This is a genomic window from Ruegeria sp. AB11, assembly GCF_056536325.1.
The window spans coordinates 1299223-1313820 of sequence record NZ_JBQFJO010000001.1; the positions used below are offsets into that span (position 1 = coordinate 1299223).

At 55.8% G+C, this 14598-nt stretch carries 14 protein-coding genes; 11 read left to right on the forward strand and 3 right to left on the reverse strand.

Going from position 1 to position 14598, the window contains the following annotated elements; translation table 11 throughout:
- Window positions 1–65 precede the first annotated feature (65 nt).
- The 4 genes from nudC to ACR3EJ_RS06665 are packed head-to-tail and all read left to right on the forward strand — an operon-like array spanning window position 66 to window position 2636.
- Window positions 66–1049 carry an NAD(+) diphosphatase gene (gene nudC, locus ACR3EJ_RS06650; RefSeq protein WP_170545097.1) on the forward strand — a complete coding sequence of 328 codons (984 nt, stop codon included), beginning with the start codon at window positions 66–68 and terminating at the stop codon, window positions 1047–1049.
- Between the two features lie 39 nt (window positions 1050–1088).
- Window positions 1089–1556 carry an SRPBCC family protein gene (locus ACR3EJ_RS06655; protein ID WP_170545094.1) on the forward strand — a complete coding sequence of 156 codons (468 nt, stop codon included), beginning with the start codon at window positions 1089–1091 and terminating at the stop codon, window positions 1554–1556.
- 14 nt (window positions 1557–1570) lie between these two features.
- Window positions 1571–2056 carry a GNAT family N-acetyltransferase gene (locus ACR3EJ_RS06660; RefSeq protein ID WP_170545092.1) on the forward strand — a complete coding sequence of 162 codons (486 nt, stop codon included), beginning with the start codon at window positions 1571–1573 and terminating at the stop codon, window positions 2054–2056.
- A gap of 37 nt (window positions 2057–2093) precedes the next feature.
- Entirely contained in the window at window positions 2094–2636 is a 543-nt protein-coding gene (locus ACR3EJ_RS06665) for a phosphotransferase-like protein (protein WP_170545089.1), read from the forward strand.
- Window positions 2637–2649: 13 nt separating this feature from the next.
- Here the strand turns inward: ACR3EJ_RS06665 and ACR3EJ_RS06670 are convergent, their stop codons facing one another.
- Window positions 2650–3483, reverse strand: a complete 834-nt coding sequence (locus tag ACR3EJ_RS06670) for a prephenate dehydratase (RefSeq protein ID WP_170476131.1) — start codon at window positions 3481–3483, stop codon at window positions 2650–2652.
- A gap of 119 nt (window positions 3484–3602) precedes the next feature.
- On the opposite strand from ACR3EJ_RS06670, the gene ACR3EJ_RS06675 reads away from it, so the two are divergent.
- The 5 genes from ACR3EJ_RS06675 (at window position 3603) to ACR3EJ_RS06695 (ending at window position 9972) form a co-directional block, all read left to right on the forward strand.
- Window positions 3603–4112, forward strand: a complete 510-nt coding sequence (locus ACR3EJ_RS06675; protein ID WP_029621890.1) for a c-type cytochrome — start codon at window positions 3603–3605, stop codon at window positions 4110–4112.
- Window positions 4113–4287: 175 nt separating this feature from the next.
- A complete protein-coding gene (locus ACR3EJ_RS06680) occupies window positions 4288–6195 on the forward strand; it encodes an extracellular solute-binding protein (protein ID WP_170545086.1) in 1908 nt (635 codons plus the stop codon).
- 1 nt (window position 6196) lies between these two features.
- Window positions 6197–7291 carry a microcin C ABC transporter permease YejB gene (locus ACR3EJ_RS06685; protein WP_170545083.1) on the forward strand — a complete coding sequence of 365 codons (1095 nt, stop codon included), beginning with the start codon at window positions 6197–6199 and terminating at the stop codon, window positions 7289–7291.
- A complete protein-coding gene (locus ACR3EJ_RS06690; protein WP_170476125.1) occupies window positions 7292–8398 on the forward strand; it encodes an ABC transporter permease in 1107 nt (368 codons plus the stop codon).
- On the forward strand, window positions 8395–9972 hold the full coding sequence (locus ACR3EJ_RS06695) for an ABC transporter ATP-binding protein (RefSeq protein ID WP_170545080.1): 1578 nt from the start codon (window positions 8395–8397) through the stop codon (window positions 9970–9972). Before ACR3EJ_RS06690 ends, ACR3EJ_RS06695 begins: the two co-directional genes overlap by 4 nt.
- 22 nt (window positions 9973–9994) lie before the next feature.
- Here the strand turns inward: ACR3EJ_RS06695 and ACR3EJ_RS06700 are convergent, their stop codons facing one another.
- Window positions 9995–11920 carry an elongation factor G gene (locus ACR3EJ_RS06700; RefSeq protein ID WP_170545077.1) on the reverse strand — a complete coding sequence of 642 codons (1926 nt, stop codon included), beginning with the start codon at window positions 11918–11920 and terminating at the stop codon, window positions 9995–9997.
- A gap of 212 nt (window positions 11921–12132) precedes the next feature.
- Window positions 12133–13488, reverse strand: a complete 1356-nt coding sequence (gene hemN / locus ACR3EJ_RS06705) for an oxygen-independent coproporphyrinogen III oxidase (RefSeq protein WP_170545074.1) — start codon at window positions 13486–13488, stop codon at window positions 12133–12135.
- Window positions 13489–13549: 61 nt separating this feature from the next.
- On the opposite strand from hemN, the gene fnrL reads away from it, so the two are divergent.
- Both fnrL and ACR3EJ_RS06715 read left to right on the forward strand, forming a co-directional pair.
- Window positions 13550–14293, forward strand: a complete 744-nt coding sequence (gene fnrL / locus ACR3EJ_RS06710) for a transcriptional regulator FnrL (protein WP_170545071.1) — start codon at window positions 13550–13552, stop codon at window positions 14291–14293.
- A 45-nt stretch (window positions 14294–14338) separates the two neighbouring features.
- A complete protein-coding gene (locus ACR3EJ_RS06715) occupies window positions 14339–14593 on the forward strand; it encodes a GlsB/YeaQ/YmgE family stress response membrane protein (RefSeq protein ID WP_010440953.1) in 255 nt (84 codons plus the stop codon).
- Window positions 14594–14598: the final 5 nt, after the last annotated feature.

Here is a 14598-nt window from a genome sequence, read left to right on the forward strand (position 1 = left end):
GAATACCCCGTTGCACCGGTGGTCAAGACATGGCAGCCCTTTGCGCAAATACAGGAATGACAGGCATGAAACGCGCAGAACAGGTAACTTTTGGCGGCTCTGGGCTGGACCGGGCAGGATTGCTGCGAGGCGATGCGGACAAATTGGCGCAGGCCCATGCTGACCCGTCAGCAGCATGTGTTCTGCTGTGGCGCGGCAAAATTTTGGCTAAGGGTGACGCTGTGGATCAGTTGGCGCTGCTCCCCATGTCCCACGATATTCTCAAAAATGGTCCAGGTGGTGTGATCGAGGTGCCCGTCCTGCTCGGGTGTATGGACGACGGATCGCCTATGTTTGCCTTGGATATATCTGATTGGGCTGCCGAGGGGCTAGACCTCTCTGCTGTCGGGAAGTTTGTGGATGGTAGCGAACAACAACACCCCGACTTGCCCAAAGGGCATGTGTTTGTCGAGCTACGCCGGATCATGGCACGGCTGAATCCACGTGATGCAGAGTTGGCAGCAACCGCCAAGGCGGTGATCGGCTGGCATGAAACGCATCAGTTTTGCGCCCAGTGCGGTGCACATAGTGAGATGGTTCAAGCTGGATGGCAACGCAGCTGCCCAGCCTGTGGCGGGCAGCATTTCCCGCGCACAGATCCGGTTGTTATCATGCTGATAACGAACGGAAATTCAGTTCTGATGGGCCGTTCTCCTGGCTGGCCCGAGGGGATGTATTCACTTTTGGCGGGCTTCGTTGAACCCGGCGAAACGCTCGAAGCCGCAGTACGGCGCGAGGTGATGGAAGAAGCCGGAGTACCCGTGGGCGAAGTGCGCTATCTTTCCAGCCAGCCTTGGCCCTTTCCTGCATCCCTGATGTTTGGCTGTGCAGGCCAAGCCCTTTCGCGCGATATTCAGATCGACCCAGTTGAAATCGAAGATGCGATGTGGGTCACCCGGACCGAGATGATGCAGGCCTTTGCCGGGGACCACCCCAAGCTCCTGCCAGCCCGAAAGGGCGCGATTGCACATTTTTTGTTGCAACACTGGCTTGCAGACACACTGGACTGACGAGAAACTGGACTCAATCAAGGGCAGAGTAAAACGAACATGCAGTTTTCAGCGCAGGAAGATATCGAAGTTCCGATTGATACGGTCTTCACCATGATTTCTGATTTCGAGCGCTTTGAACGCATGGCCTTGCGGCGCGGGATTGAAGTGAGGAGAATCGCAGATTCTGCGGTGCCACAGACCGGAACCGCATGGGAGACCGAGTTCAAGATACGCGGTAAACCACGTCAGATTGCCATAGAGATGACGGAATATGACAGCCCGTCTCTGATGCGCTTTATATCCAGTAGCAAGGGAATGAACGGTGATACGGTTGTCGAGCTTTTGGCACTGTCTCAACGTCGGACACGTTTGCGGATTGAGACATCGCTGGGCGCAAAAACCCTTCCCGCACGGCTATTGCTACAGTCTTTGAAGCTCGGGCAATCCAGGTTCCGCCGACAGTTTCATACGCGGCTCAGCGAATTTGCACGGGACATGGAAGAACGGCACCTGCATGGTGCCTGAATATGAGGGAGTAGATGAGTAGATTGGATCAACCGATCATCCGCGAAGCTGTTGAGGCTGATGCTGATGGAATTGCCAAGGTGCTGACCGAGCTCGTGGCTGCCGGTAAGCGAAGCAAAGACAGCAACGCTGCTTTTGCTTTGGGGCATTACATCAGCGATCCCGAACGTATTCGGTGTAGTGTTGCTGTCACGCCAAACGGAGAAATTTTGGGTTTCCAATCGCTGAAACTTGCCACCGAAAACAACCCCTATGAGGTTGCGGTCGGCTTGGGTATCATCGGCACACATATTCGGCCGTCTGCTGCGCGACGCGGTGTGGGGCGGGCACTATTTGAATCGACGCTTGAGGCCGCTCGACATAAGGGTTTACCTGCTATCGACGCGACGATTGGGGCCGCCAATCCCGAGGGGCTTGGGTACTATGAAGCCATGGGATTTCGAGAATATCGCCGGATGGAAGGTGCAGTATGCAAGATCTTTCATGTTCCCAAAGTCTGAGCCTGGCAACACCCAAATGATAAGCCCGCCCTAAAACATGTCGCAGATCATCTTTCTTCACGGTGCATCCAGCAGTGGGAAAACGACACTGGCACGGGCATTGCAAAGGGCGGCAGAGGTGCCATTCTGGTACATCTCGATTGATCATCTTCGGGACTCTGGCGTTCTGCCCATGCGGCGCTTTCAAAGCAGAGAATTCGATTGGTCGATCGAGCGTGGCAAGTTCTTTGATGGTTTCCATGCGTCTTTGGCGGCCTATGCAAATGCAGGAAACAATCTGATCATCGAACATATTCTGGATACGCCTGAATGGGCAGAAATGCTAAAGCGGCATCTGGCAGGTCATGATGTATTGTTTGTGGCTGTGCATTGCCCCACCGACCTCCTAATCGAAAGAGAAATGGCGCGCGGTGACCGCGAACAAGGCAGCGCGGTGAGTGACCAACAGGTCATTCACATAGGCAGGGTCTATGATCTGGAAGTCAATTCGATGGATGACATCGATGGGAATGTCGATCTCATCCTCGATGCTTGGCGCAATGGGACGCGGAGCTCTGAGTTTGCCCCGCAGGAGGGGTAGCGACAGCGAAATGTTACCCGCGGGGCTGCGCCGCCGGGTAGACGCCAAGCACCTCAACATTGGTGGTGAAATGCTCTAGTTCATCCATCGCCAATTTTACATTGCGATCATCCGGGTGGCCTACGATATCCGCATAGAACTGCGTCGCAGTGAATGAGCCGTCGACCATGTAGCTTTCCAGCTTGGTCATGTTGATGCCATTGGTGGCAAATCCACCCATTGCCTTGTATAGCGCGGCCGGGATGTTTCGGACCTGAAAGACGAAACTGGTGATCATCCCATGTTCGCCACGACGCGAATCGTCGACCTCTCGTGACATCACTAGAAACCGGGTCGTATTATCTCCCTGATCTTCAATATGTCGCGCCAATACGTTGAGGCCGTAGATTTCGCCTGCAAGTTCACTGGCCAAAGCTGCGGAATGCTTGTTACCAGCCTCAGCAACTTCTCGCGCGGCGCGGGCATTATCTGGGCTGACCCGTCCGCGAATTCCGTGCTCTCGCAGAAATCCTGCGCATTGTGGCAGCAAAACAAGGTGTGAATGCGCTTCGGTGATGTCTTCCAACTTGGCGCCGGGTACGGAAAGCAAATTGATATGCACCCTCACAAATGCCTCATCGATAATATGCAGCCCGCTATGGGGAAGCAGGCGGTGGATATCCGCGACGCGGCCATAGGTGGTGTTTTCAACCGGCAACATTGCCAGATCAGCTTCGCCCGAACGCACCGATTCGATCACATCTTCGAATGTACGGCAGGGCAGTGCGTCCATATCCGGGCGCGCGTTGCGGCAAGCCTCGTGGCTATAGGCGCCGGGTTCTCCCTGAAATGCGATGCGATTGGTCATTTGGTCGTTTCCGTGCAACAAGTTCTTGAATTGGGCGTTTAGTCGCGGTGTCTATACCTTGCCTCTTGTCAGGGGAAGCCTTAGACACCCGGAAGACAGCTAAAGTGGACTCGCGATCAATGTTCGACACGATGACAGTTACCAAGGCCGCAGCAGGCCTGTTTGGCACCTTCCTGGTGCTGCTTCTGGCAAAATGGGGGGCGGATGTCCTCTATAGCAGTGATAGCCATCATGCCGAGGCTGCCTACGTTATCGAATCCGAAAGCTCGGGCGAAAGTGCCGACGGTGAAGAGGTGGTCTTCGAAGAGATTCTGGCAGCAGCCGATCCTGAAAAAGGAGCAAGAGTGTTCCGTAAATGCACCGCTTGCCACAAATTGGAAGACGGCGCGAACGGCACTGGCCCGTACCTTTATGCCATCGTAGATCGCCCTGTAGCTTCGGCAAAAGGGTTTACCGGCTATTCTGCAGCTATGCAGGCACATGGCGGCAACTGGACGCCTGAAGCGCTTGATGCCTTCCTGACCCGACCCAGCAGCTATATCTCGGGCACCTCGATGAGCTTTGCGGGCCTGAAAAAACCACAGGATCGCGCCGACTTGATTGCTTACCTGCAGACCATCGGCAACTGATCTTTTGATCATTACGCAAGAATTCAAAGCCGCTGCGCCAAGCAGCGGCTTTTATTTTTTACGTGAGAAAAACTTCACAAAGCGCTCACGCATTCTAAACTTGCAACTGACAGTGCTGGACCTTTAGCTGGCTGGCACAACAATGAAGATGACAGATATTCAGAGGACGAGCCCAATGAAACCCCTTCTGCCTGCGATGCGCTTTACTGGAATTCATTCTTGGACTGCGGCGTTAGGAATTTCGGCAGCGGTTGTTTTCGGGGGTATTCAAGCCAGCGCGAGCGAGGATGGTATCACTCGAACCCACGGCTATTCTTACTTTGGAAACCTGGATTACCCGGCGGATTATCCGCACCTGAATTATGTCAATCCCGATGCGCCAAAAGGTGGAGAGCTGTCGCTGGCGGGATCAGGTACGTTTGATTCCCTGAACCCCTACTCGCGAAAAGGTCGCGCGGGCGCGTTGACGACGATTCAATATGACCCGCTGATCGAAAGCACATCAGACAGTGTTGGCCAATACTACGGTGTTGTCGCCGAAAGCATGGAGTATGACGAAGGCCGCAACTACGTGATATTCCATTTGCGCCCCGAGGCGATGTTCTGGGATGGAACCCCAGTGACGGCCGAGGATGTAGTCTATAGCCACCGCCTGTTTATCGAGCAGGGCTTGCCATCTTATGCACAGGCAGTCGGCCGGATGGTCACGGGTGCCGAAGCGCTGGATGATCACACCGTCAAATTTACCTTCAGCCCGGATGTAACACGTCGTGGGCTAATCGAAACAGTTGGTTCAACTCCGGTCTTCTCGAAGGCTTGGTTTGAAGCTGATGAAAACCGCCGCCTTGATGAACCTCGCCTTGAGGTCGCCGTAGGGTCCGGCCCGTACAAGCTGGACAGCTACGACATCAATCGCCGCATCGTTTACAAGCGTCGTGATGACTATTGGGGCAAGGACTTGCCGATCAATGTGGGTCGCAACAATTACGACATCATTCGGATCGAGTATTTCGCTGATCAAACTGCCGCATTTGAGGGTTTCAAGGCTGGTGAGTACACCATGCGTGTTGAAAGTGATCCGAAGCAGTGGGCCTCGAGTTACGATTTCCCGAAGCTCGACGAAGGGTATGTTGTGCAGGATGAGATCGTTGATGGAAGTCCTCCGACACCATCTGGGTTTGTATTCAATCTGGGAAAACCGCAGTTTGCCGACAAGAATGTGCGCAAAGCACTAGCGCTGGCGTTTAATTTCGAATGGGCAAATGAGTCGCTGATGTTCGGACTGAACACGCCGCGGAATTCGTTTGTGCAAGGCACTCATCTTGAGGCGACAGGTGCGCCAGAAGGCGCGGAACTGGCGTTCTTGGAAACACTGGGCGATATCGTCCCGGCCGAAGTCTTGAGCGAGCCCGCGCTTGTTGTTCATGAATCCAACCCGGCCCGGCTGAACGACCGTCGCAATCTGCGGAAAGCGTCGAAACTGTTGGATGAAGCCGGATGGCCGGTCGGTGAAGGCAATCTGCGCCGCAATTCCGAAGGGCAGACGCTGAAAGTGAATATTCCTTACGCGTCCAGTATTCCCACCTCGACTTCGACGATGATCGAGACCTACGTCCAGAACCTGCAGTCAATTGGTGTGGATGCTTCTGCAGAGAAAGTTGACCCCTCTCAGTTCACGCTGAGGCGTCGTGAGCGGGATTACGACATGGTGTATTCGAACCGATATGGCTCATTCCTATCCACCGGTGGCGGCCTGAGCCAGATGTATGGATCGGAAGAGGCTGCATTCAGCCTGTTCAACCCGGCGGGTCTTGCCAGCCCTCTTGTGGACGCGGTGATCGAAGCGTCCTTTGATACAACAAATCAGGCAGAGCAGGATGCCGCATTGATGGCGTTGGACCGTGTGCTGCGCTATGAGTTCTTTGTCATACCCGATGGGTATGTGGCGGACTACTGGACGGCTTACTACGACATGTATGAATACCCTGAAAATCTACCTCCATTCTCGCTGGGGTATCTCGATTTTTGGTGGATTAACCCTGAGAAAGAGGCTGACCTGAAAGCCAAAGGCGCACTGCGGTAACATGGGCGCTTATATTATAAGACGCCTATTGCTGGTCATACCGACCCTTCTGGGCATCATGATCGTCAATTTCACGCTGGTGCAATTTGTGCCTGGCGGACCTATCGAACAGATCATCGCGCAGATCGAAGGTCAGGGCGATGTCTTTGCAGGATTCGCCGGTGGTGGCGATGCCGGGGCAGGCGCCGAACCTGCTGGAGGTGCCTTTGACGACAAATACGTCGGTGCGCGTGGGTTACCGCCTGAGTTCATCGCTGAACTGGAAAAAGAGTTTGGATTCGACAAACCGCCACTCGAACGTTTTCTAGGCATGATGGGCAATTACCTGACGTTGGATTTTGGTGAGAGTTACTTCCGCTCGATCAGCGTGATCGATCTGGTGCTGGAAAAAATGCCCGTGTCGATATCACTGGGTCTTTGGTCGACCCTGATCGCCTATCTGGTTTCGATCCCACTGGGTATCCGCAAGGCGATCAAGGACGGTTCAAGTTTCGACACTTGGACCAGTGGTGCGATCATTGTGGCATATGCGATCCCCGGGTTCCTGTTTGCCATTCTGCTGTTGGTGTTGTTTGCCGGTGGGTCGTATTGGCAGATATTCCCGCTGCGTGGGCTGACCTCGGACAACTGGGAAAGCCTCAGCCTGTTTGGCAAGATCGCCGACTATTTCTGGCACATCGCGCTTCCGATCATCGCACTGACGATCTCGGCCTTTGCGACGCTGACACTGCTGACCAAGAACTCGTTCCTGGATGAGATCAAAAAGCAATACGTCATGACCGCCCGCGCCAAAGGGCTGAGTGAGCGCAAAGTGCTGTACGGCCATGTCTTCCGCAACGCGATGCTGATCGTGATTGCAGGGTTTCCGGCAGTGTTCATCGGCGTGTTCTTTGGTGGCTCGATCATCATCGAGACCATTTTCTCGCTCGATGGTCTTGGGCGACTGGGCTTTGAGGCCGCAGTGGCGCGCGACTATCCGGTGATTTTCGGCACGCTCTTCATATTTGGCCTGATGGGCCTGGTTGTCGGCATCATCAGCGACCTGATGTACGTGCTGGTCGACCCGCGCATCGACTTTGAGAAACGGGAGGGATAATTGGCACTTTCCCCTCTTAACCAGCGCCGCTGGCGCAATTTCCGGCGTAACGGCCGTGCCTTCTGGTCGCTGATCATCTTCTCGATCCTGTTTGGCCTGTCGCTGTTTGCCGAGTTCATCGCCAACGACAAGCCGATCCTGGTGAAGTACCGGGGCGAATTCTACACGCCGGTCTTCAACTTCTACGCCGAGACCGAATTCGGCGGCGATTTCCAGACCGAGGCGATTTATCGCGACCCCGAGGTCATGTGCCTGATCGACAGCGGAGGGCTAGATCAGTGTTTCGATGATCCTGAAGGGATTATCGAAGAGATTCAGGCTGGTACATTCGAGGCCGACGGCTTCGAGCGCGGCTGGGCTATCTGGCCACTGATCCCTTATTCCTTCAACACCAGCGTGGACCGACCGGGTGCTGCACCGCTGCCGCCCAATAGTCAAAACCTTCTGGGCACGGATGACACCAAGCGAGATGTGCTGGCCCGCGTAATATATGGCTTTCGCCTGTCGATCCTGTTCACGCTAATTGTGACCGGGGCTGCCAGTTTGATCGGCATCTTCGCAGGGGCCATTCAGGGCTTTTTTGGTGGCTGGCTCGATCTGATCTTTCAACGGATTATCGAAATCTGGTCATCAACTCCCTCGCTCTATGTGATTATCATCATGTTTGCGATTCTCGGCCGAAGTTTTTGGTTGTTGGTGGCTCTGATGATTCTGTTCGGTTGGACCGGGTTGGTTGGCGTTGTACGGGCTGAGTTCCTGCGGGCTCGAAATCTGGAATATGTTCGTGCCGCGCGCGCGCTAGGTGTGGGTAACATGACGATCATGTTCCGCCACATGCTGCCCAATGCGATGGTTGCCACGCTGACCTTCATGCCGTTCATCGTGACCGGCACGATTGGCGGACTGGCGTCGCTAGACTTCCTTGGTTTCGGCCTTCCGTCCTCGGCCCCATCGCTCGGAGAGCTAACATTACAGGCAAAACAAAACCTGCAGGCTCCGTGGCTGGCCTTCACTGCCTTTTTCACCTTTGCCATCATGCTGTCGCTGCTGGTCTTCATTTTCGAAGGCGTGCGTGATGCGTTTGATCCCAGAAAGACCTTTTCATGAGCCTGCTGGATGTGAACAACCTCAAAGTCTCCTTCCGGCAGGACGGGCAGGTTTCTGCGGCGGTGAAAGGTGTGTCCTTTACCGTGGACCGGGGTGAAACGGTTGCTCTGGTAGGGGAATCGGGCTCAGGCAAGTCCGTGACCGCTCTCAGCACCGTATCGCTGCTGGGCGATAGTGCGATCGTTGAAGGCTCGGTCACCTATGACGGCCAAGAGATGATTGGCGCGTCCGAGAACAAGCTGATGGAAGTGCGCGGCAACGACATCAGCTTTATTTTCCAAGAGCCGATGACCTCGTTAAACCCGCTTCATACGATCCAGAAGCAGATGGCCGAGTCTCTAGCATTGCACCAGGGGCTGGCTGGTGATGCGGCGCGAAATCGGATTATTGAACTGCTGAACAAAGTTGGCATCCGCGACCCGGAAGAGCGTTTGGACAGTTATCCGCATCAGCTGTCGGGTGGGCAGCGTCAGCGCGTGATGATCGCCATGGCATTGGCCAACAAGCCGGATATTTTGATCGCAGATGAACCAACGACCGCGCTGGATGTGACCATTCAGGCGCAAATTCTGGAACTGCTGGCTGAACTGCAAAAGTCTGAAAACATGGGAATGCTGTTCATCACCCATGACCTTGGCATCGTTCGGCGTATCGCAGACCGGGTCTGCGTAATGAAGGATGGTGAGATCGTTGAAACCGGCGTGACCTCCGAGATTTTCGATAACCCGCAGCATCCTTATACGCGCAAGCTGCTGGCGGCTGAGCCGTCAGGACACCCCGATCCGGTGGCAGCTGATGCCGAAGAGGTCGCGCGCACCGATCACCTGAAGGTCTGGTTTCCGATCCAACGGGGGTTTCTGAAACGTACAGTCGGGCATGTGAAAGCCGTCAATGACGCGACGCTCAGCGTCCGCGCCGGGGAAACGCTAGGGATCGTAGGCGAGAGCGGGTCGGGCAAGACAACGCTGGCCCTGGCCATGATGCGTTTGATCGCCTCCGAGGGCGGGATCACTTTCCGCGATCAGGACGTTCGCCGCTGGTCAACGCGTGAACTCAGACGGCTGCGCAAAGATATGCAGATCGTGTTTCAGGACCCGTTTGGCAGCCTCAGCCCCCGTATGACCTGTATGCAGATCATCGCCGAAGGGTTGGCTATCCACAATGTCGACCCCCATCGTGCCCCGCGTGAATTGGTGGCCGAAGTGATGACCGAGGTCGGGCTGGACCCCGCCGCGATGGACCGTTATCCACATGAGTTTTCAGGTGGGCAACGCCAGCGGATCGCCATCGCGCGCGCCATGGTTTTGCGGCCCAAGCTGCTGGTTCTGGATGAACCGACCAGTGCGCTAGACATGACCGTGCAGGTGCAGATTGTTGATCTGTTGCGGGACCTGCAAAGGAAGTACGGGCTGGCTTATCTGTTCATCAGCCACGACCTGAAGGTCGTGCGCGCGATGTCCCATAACGTCATCGTCATGCGCAACGGGGATGTGGTCGAGATGGGCGCAGCTGAGGATTTGTTCGAACACGCCCAAACCGACTACACGCGTGAATTGATCGCGGCAGCGGGCTGACGAGCAGCCCGCCCCCCTAGTCTCAGGCCATTTCCTTGTTCTTTGCAGAGGCAGGAACAGGGCCGCGCAGTTCTTCATAATGATCGAACTGCAGTTTGACCCAACCGGTGCCACGGGTGGCGCTGGCAAGGGTTCGGTGCAGTTCATCCTCGGCAACGGCCGGAAGCTGCGCGTTGAATATCTCCCAACCCGAAGCGTTCGGATTACCCTCGAAACCTAGCACCTGACCCTGCAAAGAACTGATCGTGGGGACTAGATCACCGACGAAGGTTGATGGCAGATGGATCTCGGCATTCAGGATCGGTTGCAGGACGACGGGTTTGGCCTCGGGTAGCGCTTCACGCACGGCGTTCTTGCCAGCGGTGCGGAAGGCATAGTCCGAACTGTCCACGTTATGGTGCTTGCCGTCGCTGAGCGTCACCTTGACGTCCACGACAGGGAAACCTTCAGGGCCTTCGACCAGTGCGTCCTTGGCCCCGTGTTCAACCGAAGGAATGTAGTTCCGGGGTACGGCCCCGCCTTTGACTACTTCTTCGAACTGGAACCCCGATCCGCGCGGTAGTGGCGCGATTGAGATCACCACATCAGCAAATTGACCTGCGCCACCGGATTGCTTGCGGTGGCGGTGACGATGATCGACTTTGGTGCGGATGGTTTCGCGATAGGCTGTTCCGGCGGCCTCGGCTTCAATCTCGATCCCAAAATCTTCGTCTAGTTTAGCTGTCACGCGGCGCATGTGTTGTGGGCCTTGCGAACTTAGAATGGAATGACCGCTTAATTCGTCCTGTTCCAGATGCAGTCCGGGATCGATTTCAACCAAACGGGTCAGCGCGTTCGACAGACGCACATCGTCGCGTTCATGCGCGGGTGAGACAACCTGACGATGCGCAGCGGGATGCGAGGAGGCCCATTCCGGCAGCGGCGTAGCAGCAGCGCTATCATATATGAAACCAGGGTTGAGATGATCGGATTTAACGGCCAGACCAATCTGTCCAGCCTCAAGCGCTCCGATCTGGGTTTTGGCGTCGAGTGTGGTCAGGTTCCCAACAGTTTCACCGCCCAGAGGCTCGTGCGCTTTGACGCCATCGCCCAGTCCGCGCAATACGGTGATCTTACCAATATGCTTCTTCACATCCGCAAAGCCTGCGATGGCGCGCGCTGAATCTTCGGCCTCGTCCCTGTCTGCTGCGATGTTGAATTCCGGCGCCTCATGGCGCAGTGCTTTCATCAGGCGCGTCAGGCCATTGCCATGGCTGGCAGCACCCAGGCAGGCGGGGATCAGCTGATGGTTCTGCAAAACCTGCGCGGCCAACTCGTAGACTTCCTTGCTGGGTGGCTGCTTGTCTTCGATCAGTTGCTCCAGCAAATGGTCATCAAAATCTGACAGGGTCTCGAGCAACTCGGTGCGCGCTTCCTGTTCGCGATCCTCCACCGATTGCGGCAGTTCGATCAAGGCTGAGGGCTGGCCTTCTTGATACTTCCACGCGCGTTCCGAGATCAGGTCGACGGCCCCGATGATGTCTTCTCCTTCGCGAATCGGAACTTGACGCAAAGCGATGTGGTGACTGCAATAGGTCTGAAGCGCTGCTACGATGTCGCGTATGCGGCCATTGGGGCTGTCCATGCGATTGATGAAGAGGAAACTGGGAATACCTGCTTCCTCAACCAGTCTCAGATAAGGGGCACAAAGGACTGCGGCGTCCGGATCGGGGGGGACCACAACCACTGCTGCGTCTGAAATGGCCATCGCCGGGCCGACATAGGCCAGCGCATCGCCGCCTCCGTCCACGTCCACCGCGCACCACGGTTCGTCTAAATAAGAAAAACCGTGCAAATGCACGGTTCCGGAAACATCGAATGTTGTAGGCCGCCCGTCGAGGCGGCTGATCGCTTCGACCAAGGTGGATTTGCCCGATTGACTGGGGCCGAGGACGGTGAAAACGCGCATGAGTGCTGTCCCTGTTTCAGTTGCAACTTGGCTGCACGAAAAGGGCTGTCGAACGCATGCGCGTCGGCAAGAACTGTCTGCGTTTGCCTGCCTCAGGCTGTGAAGAGGCGGTCCTCTCCACCCCTTGAGTGTGGAGAAAACCAACGGCATGCGTCAAGCCCCCGTGCCGGTTTGGTAGGGTGGGTCGTGAAAAACGACCTACCAAAGAGTTTTCAGATCGCCGAACTGTGCCCAGCTTTGCTCAGGTCGTAGGCATCAAAGCTGCGCGCGATCATGCGGGTAAGTGCGCGCGCTTCGAGCGGGATGAACAAGCCGTTTTCATCAACGCGCAGCAGTCCGTCAAAGGCTGCATTCGCCTTGGCGTACATCTGCTGCAGCTCAGCGGCCGAGATGTCGTAGTCGCGTAGAATCTCGTTCGAATTGATTTGGAAATCACACATCAGCGCCTCGATCAGGCGCGACCGCAGGATATCTTGACCTTTGAACAAGTGCCCACGCGACGTCGAGAACCGCCCTTCGCGAATGGCCTTCGTGTGGGCTGATGTTGCCGGAGCATTCTGCGCGTAGCCTTGCGGGAAACGTGAAATTGAGCTTGCGCCTAGGCCAATCAGGATCGGGGCCTGATCGTCCGTGTAACCCTGAAAATTCCGTTTCAGTCGGCCAGCGCGCAGCGCATGGGTTAGACCATCATCCTGTGTCGCAAAGTGGTCGATCCCAATTTCAGCGTAATTGTCCCACAGAAACAGTCGCCGGGCAGTTTCGAACAATTCCAGTCGCTGCTCTGGCGTGGGGAGCGCATCTGATGGAATCAGTTGCTGGCGCTTGGCCATCCAGGGCACGTGCGCATAGCCATAAAGTGCGACTCGATCCGGGTTCAGGGAAAGTAGCTTTTGCACGCTTTCGGTCATGCGCGCTTTGGTCTGGTGGGGCAGACCATATAGGATATCCGCGTTCAGGCTGGCAATTCCACGTGCGCGGATCATCTCGGCCGCTTTGCGAGTGGTATCGTAGCTTTGAATGCGGCCGATGGTTTTCTGGATTTCATCATCGAAATCCTGCACGCCGATCGAGGCGCGGTTCATCCCGGCCTCGGCCAGCGCATCCAATCTGGCTTCGTCGATCTCATTCGGATCTATTTCAACCGAGAATTCCGCATCTGGACCCAGCGGGACGACCTCAAGAATCCGTCCTGCCAACTCGCGCATCAGGTCCGCATTCAACAGAGTCGGCGTGCCGCCACCCCAATGTAGCCGAGACAGCGTAACACCCTCGGGCAAACGCGCGGCCAGCAGGTCCAATTCGGCTTTCAGAACGTCCACATAGGCAATAACAGGGTTATCCGTCTGGGTGCCCTGGGTCCGGCAGGCGCAAAACCAGCACAGCCTGCGGCAGAAGGGTACGTGGATATAAAGCGAGATCGAACTGCCGGGGGCAATCCCGGAAATCCAGTCGGCAAACAAGTCAGCCCCTACGTCATTGCTAAAGTGGGGGGCGGTGGGATAGCTTGTGTAACGCGGTACTTTCGCGTCAAAAAGTCCAAGCCGTGCCAATTGAGGTTTCAGTGTCATGGCGATATGACTATAGCGGGAGGGCCCAGGGTACTTTGACCGAAATCAAATGGAAACGCGAATGACACTCAAGGCCCAATTCGACCACACAAATTGCGCAGAATGCCCGATACGGCATCGCGCGGTGTGCGCGCATTGCGAAAAGGATGAGCTGGAGGAACTTGAGAGCATCAAGTACTACCGCAGCTTCGAGGCCGGGCAGACAGTCATCTGGTCCGGAGATCCGATGAACTTTGTCGGTTCTGTCGTATCCGGAATTGCGTCTCTGACACAGACGATGGAAGACGGGCGTACACAGATGGTGGGCTTGCTCTTGCCTAGTGATTTCGTTGGGCGACCCGGGCGTGAAAACGCGCCGTATGACGTGGTTGCGACGACCGATTTGGTGATGTGCTGTTTTCGGAAAAAACCTTTTGAAGAACTGATGGTGACGACACCGCATATCGCGCAGCGTCTGTTGCAGATGACTCTCGACGAGTTGGATGCCGCGCGTGAATGGATGCTGGTGCTTGGGCGCAAAACGGCGCGGGAAAAGATTGCCAGCCTTCTCTCGATCATTGCGCGTAGGGACGCGTCACTTCATTCGTCCGGCACTGTCGGCCCGATTGTATTCGACCTTCCTCTGACACGAGAGGCGATGGCAGACTACCTAGGCCTGACGCTTGAGACTGTCAGCAGACAAATCTCGGCCCTGAAGAACGATAAGGTCATCTTGCTGGAAAGCAAACGCCATGTCACGATCCCAGATATGGGGCGTTTGATGGAAGAGGCGGGTGACGATTCGGATGGCGGATTTCTGGTCTGATATCCAATGATCTGACTAAGGTCCCAAAACAAACAGGAGCCAACAATGGAATTCAGCGGTGTATTGGCCATGTTGTTCATCGGCGCGATTGCCGGGTGGCTGTCCGGAAAGATCATGGAAGGCCGCGGGTTCGGCCTGATTGGCAACATCATCGTCGGAGTCGTCGGCGCATTTTTGGCCGGCACGATTTTTCCCGCTTTGGGCTTTGGCGTCGGTGGTGGGCTGCTCTCTTCGATTTTCTTTGCGACGGCCGGCGCAGTGATTCTTCTGTTCCTAATCGGCCTGATCCGCAAGGCTTGAGAAAA

Excerpts from the sequence above, each read along its gene's own strand:
- nudC (WP_170545097.1), top strand. The coding sequence starts at position 66 with ATGAAACGCGCAGAACAGGTAACTTTTGGCGGCTCTGGGCTGGACCGG.
- ACR3EJ_RS06655 (WP_170545094.1), top strand. The coding sequence starts at position 1,089 with ATGCAGTTTTCAGCGCAGGAAGATATCGAAGTTCCGATTGATACGGTC.
- ACR3EJ_RS06660 (WP_170545092.1), top strand. The coding sequence starts at position 1,571 with ATGAGTAGATTGGATCAACCGATCATCCGCGAAGCTGTTGAGGCTGAT.
- ACR3EJ_RS06665 (WP_170545089.1), top strand. The coding sequence starts at position 2,094 with ATGTCGCAGATCATCTTTCTTCACGGTGCATCCAGCAGTGGGAAAACG.
- ACR3EJ_RS06670 (WP_170476131.1), bottom strand. The coding sequence starts at position 3,483 with ATGACCAATCGCATCGCATTTCAGGGAGAACCCGGCGCCTATAGCCAC.
- ACR3EJ_RS06675 (WP_029621890.1), top strand. The coding sequence starts at position 3,603 with ATGTTCGACACGATGACAGTTACCAAGGCCGCAGCAGGCCTGTTTGGC.
- ACR3EJ_RS06680 (WP_170545086.1), top strand. The coding sequence starts at position 4,288 with ATGAAACCCCTTCTGCCTGCGATGCGCTTTACTGGAATTCATTCTTGG.
- ACR3EJ_RS06685 (WP_170545083.1), top strand. The coding sequence starts at position 6,197 with ATGGGCGCTTATATTATAAGACGCCTATTGCTGGTCATACCGACCCTT.
- ACR3EJ_RS06695 (WP_170545080.1), top strand. The coding sequence starts at position 8,395 with ATGAGCCTGCTGGATGTGAACAACCTCAAAGTCTCCTTCCGGCAGGAC.
- ACR3EJ_RS06700 (WP_170545077.1), bottom strand. The coding sequence starts at position 11,920 with ATGCGCGTTTTCACCGTCCTCGGCCCCAGTCAATCGGGCAAATCCACC.
- hemN (WP_170545074.1), bottom strand. The coding sequence starts at position 13,488 with ATGACACTGAAACCTCAATTGGCACGGCTTGGACTTTTTGACGCGAAA.
- fnrL (WP_170545071.1), top strand. The coding sequence starts at position 13,550 with ATGACACTCAAGGCCCAATTCGACCACACAAATTGCGCAGAATGCCCG.
- ACR3EJ_RS06715 (WP_010440953.1), top strand. The coding sequence starts at position 14,339 with ATGGAATTCAGCGGTGTATTGGCCATGTTGTTCATCGGCGCGATTGCC.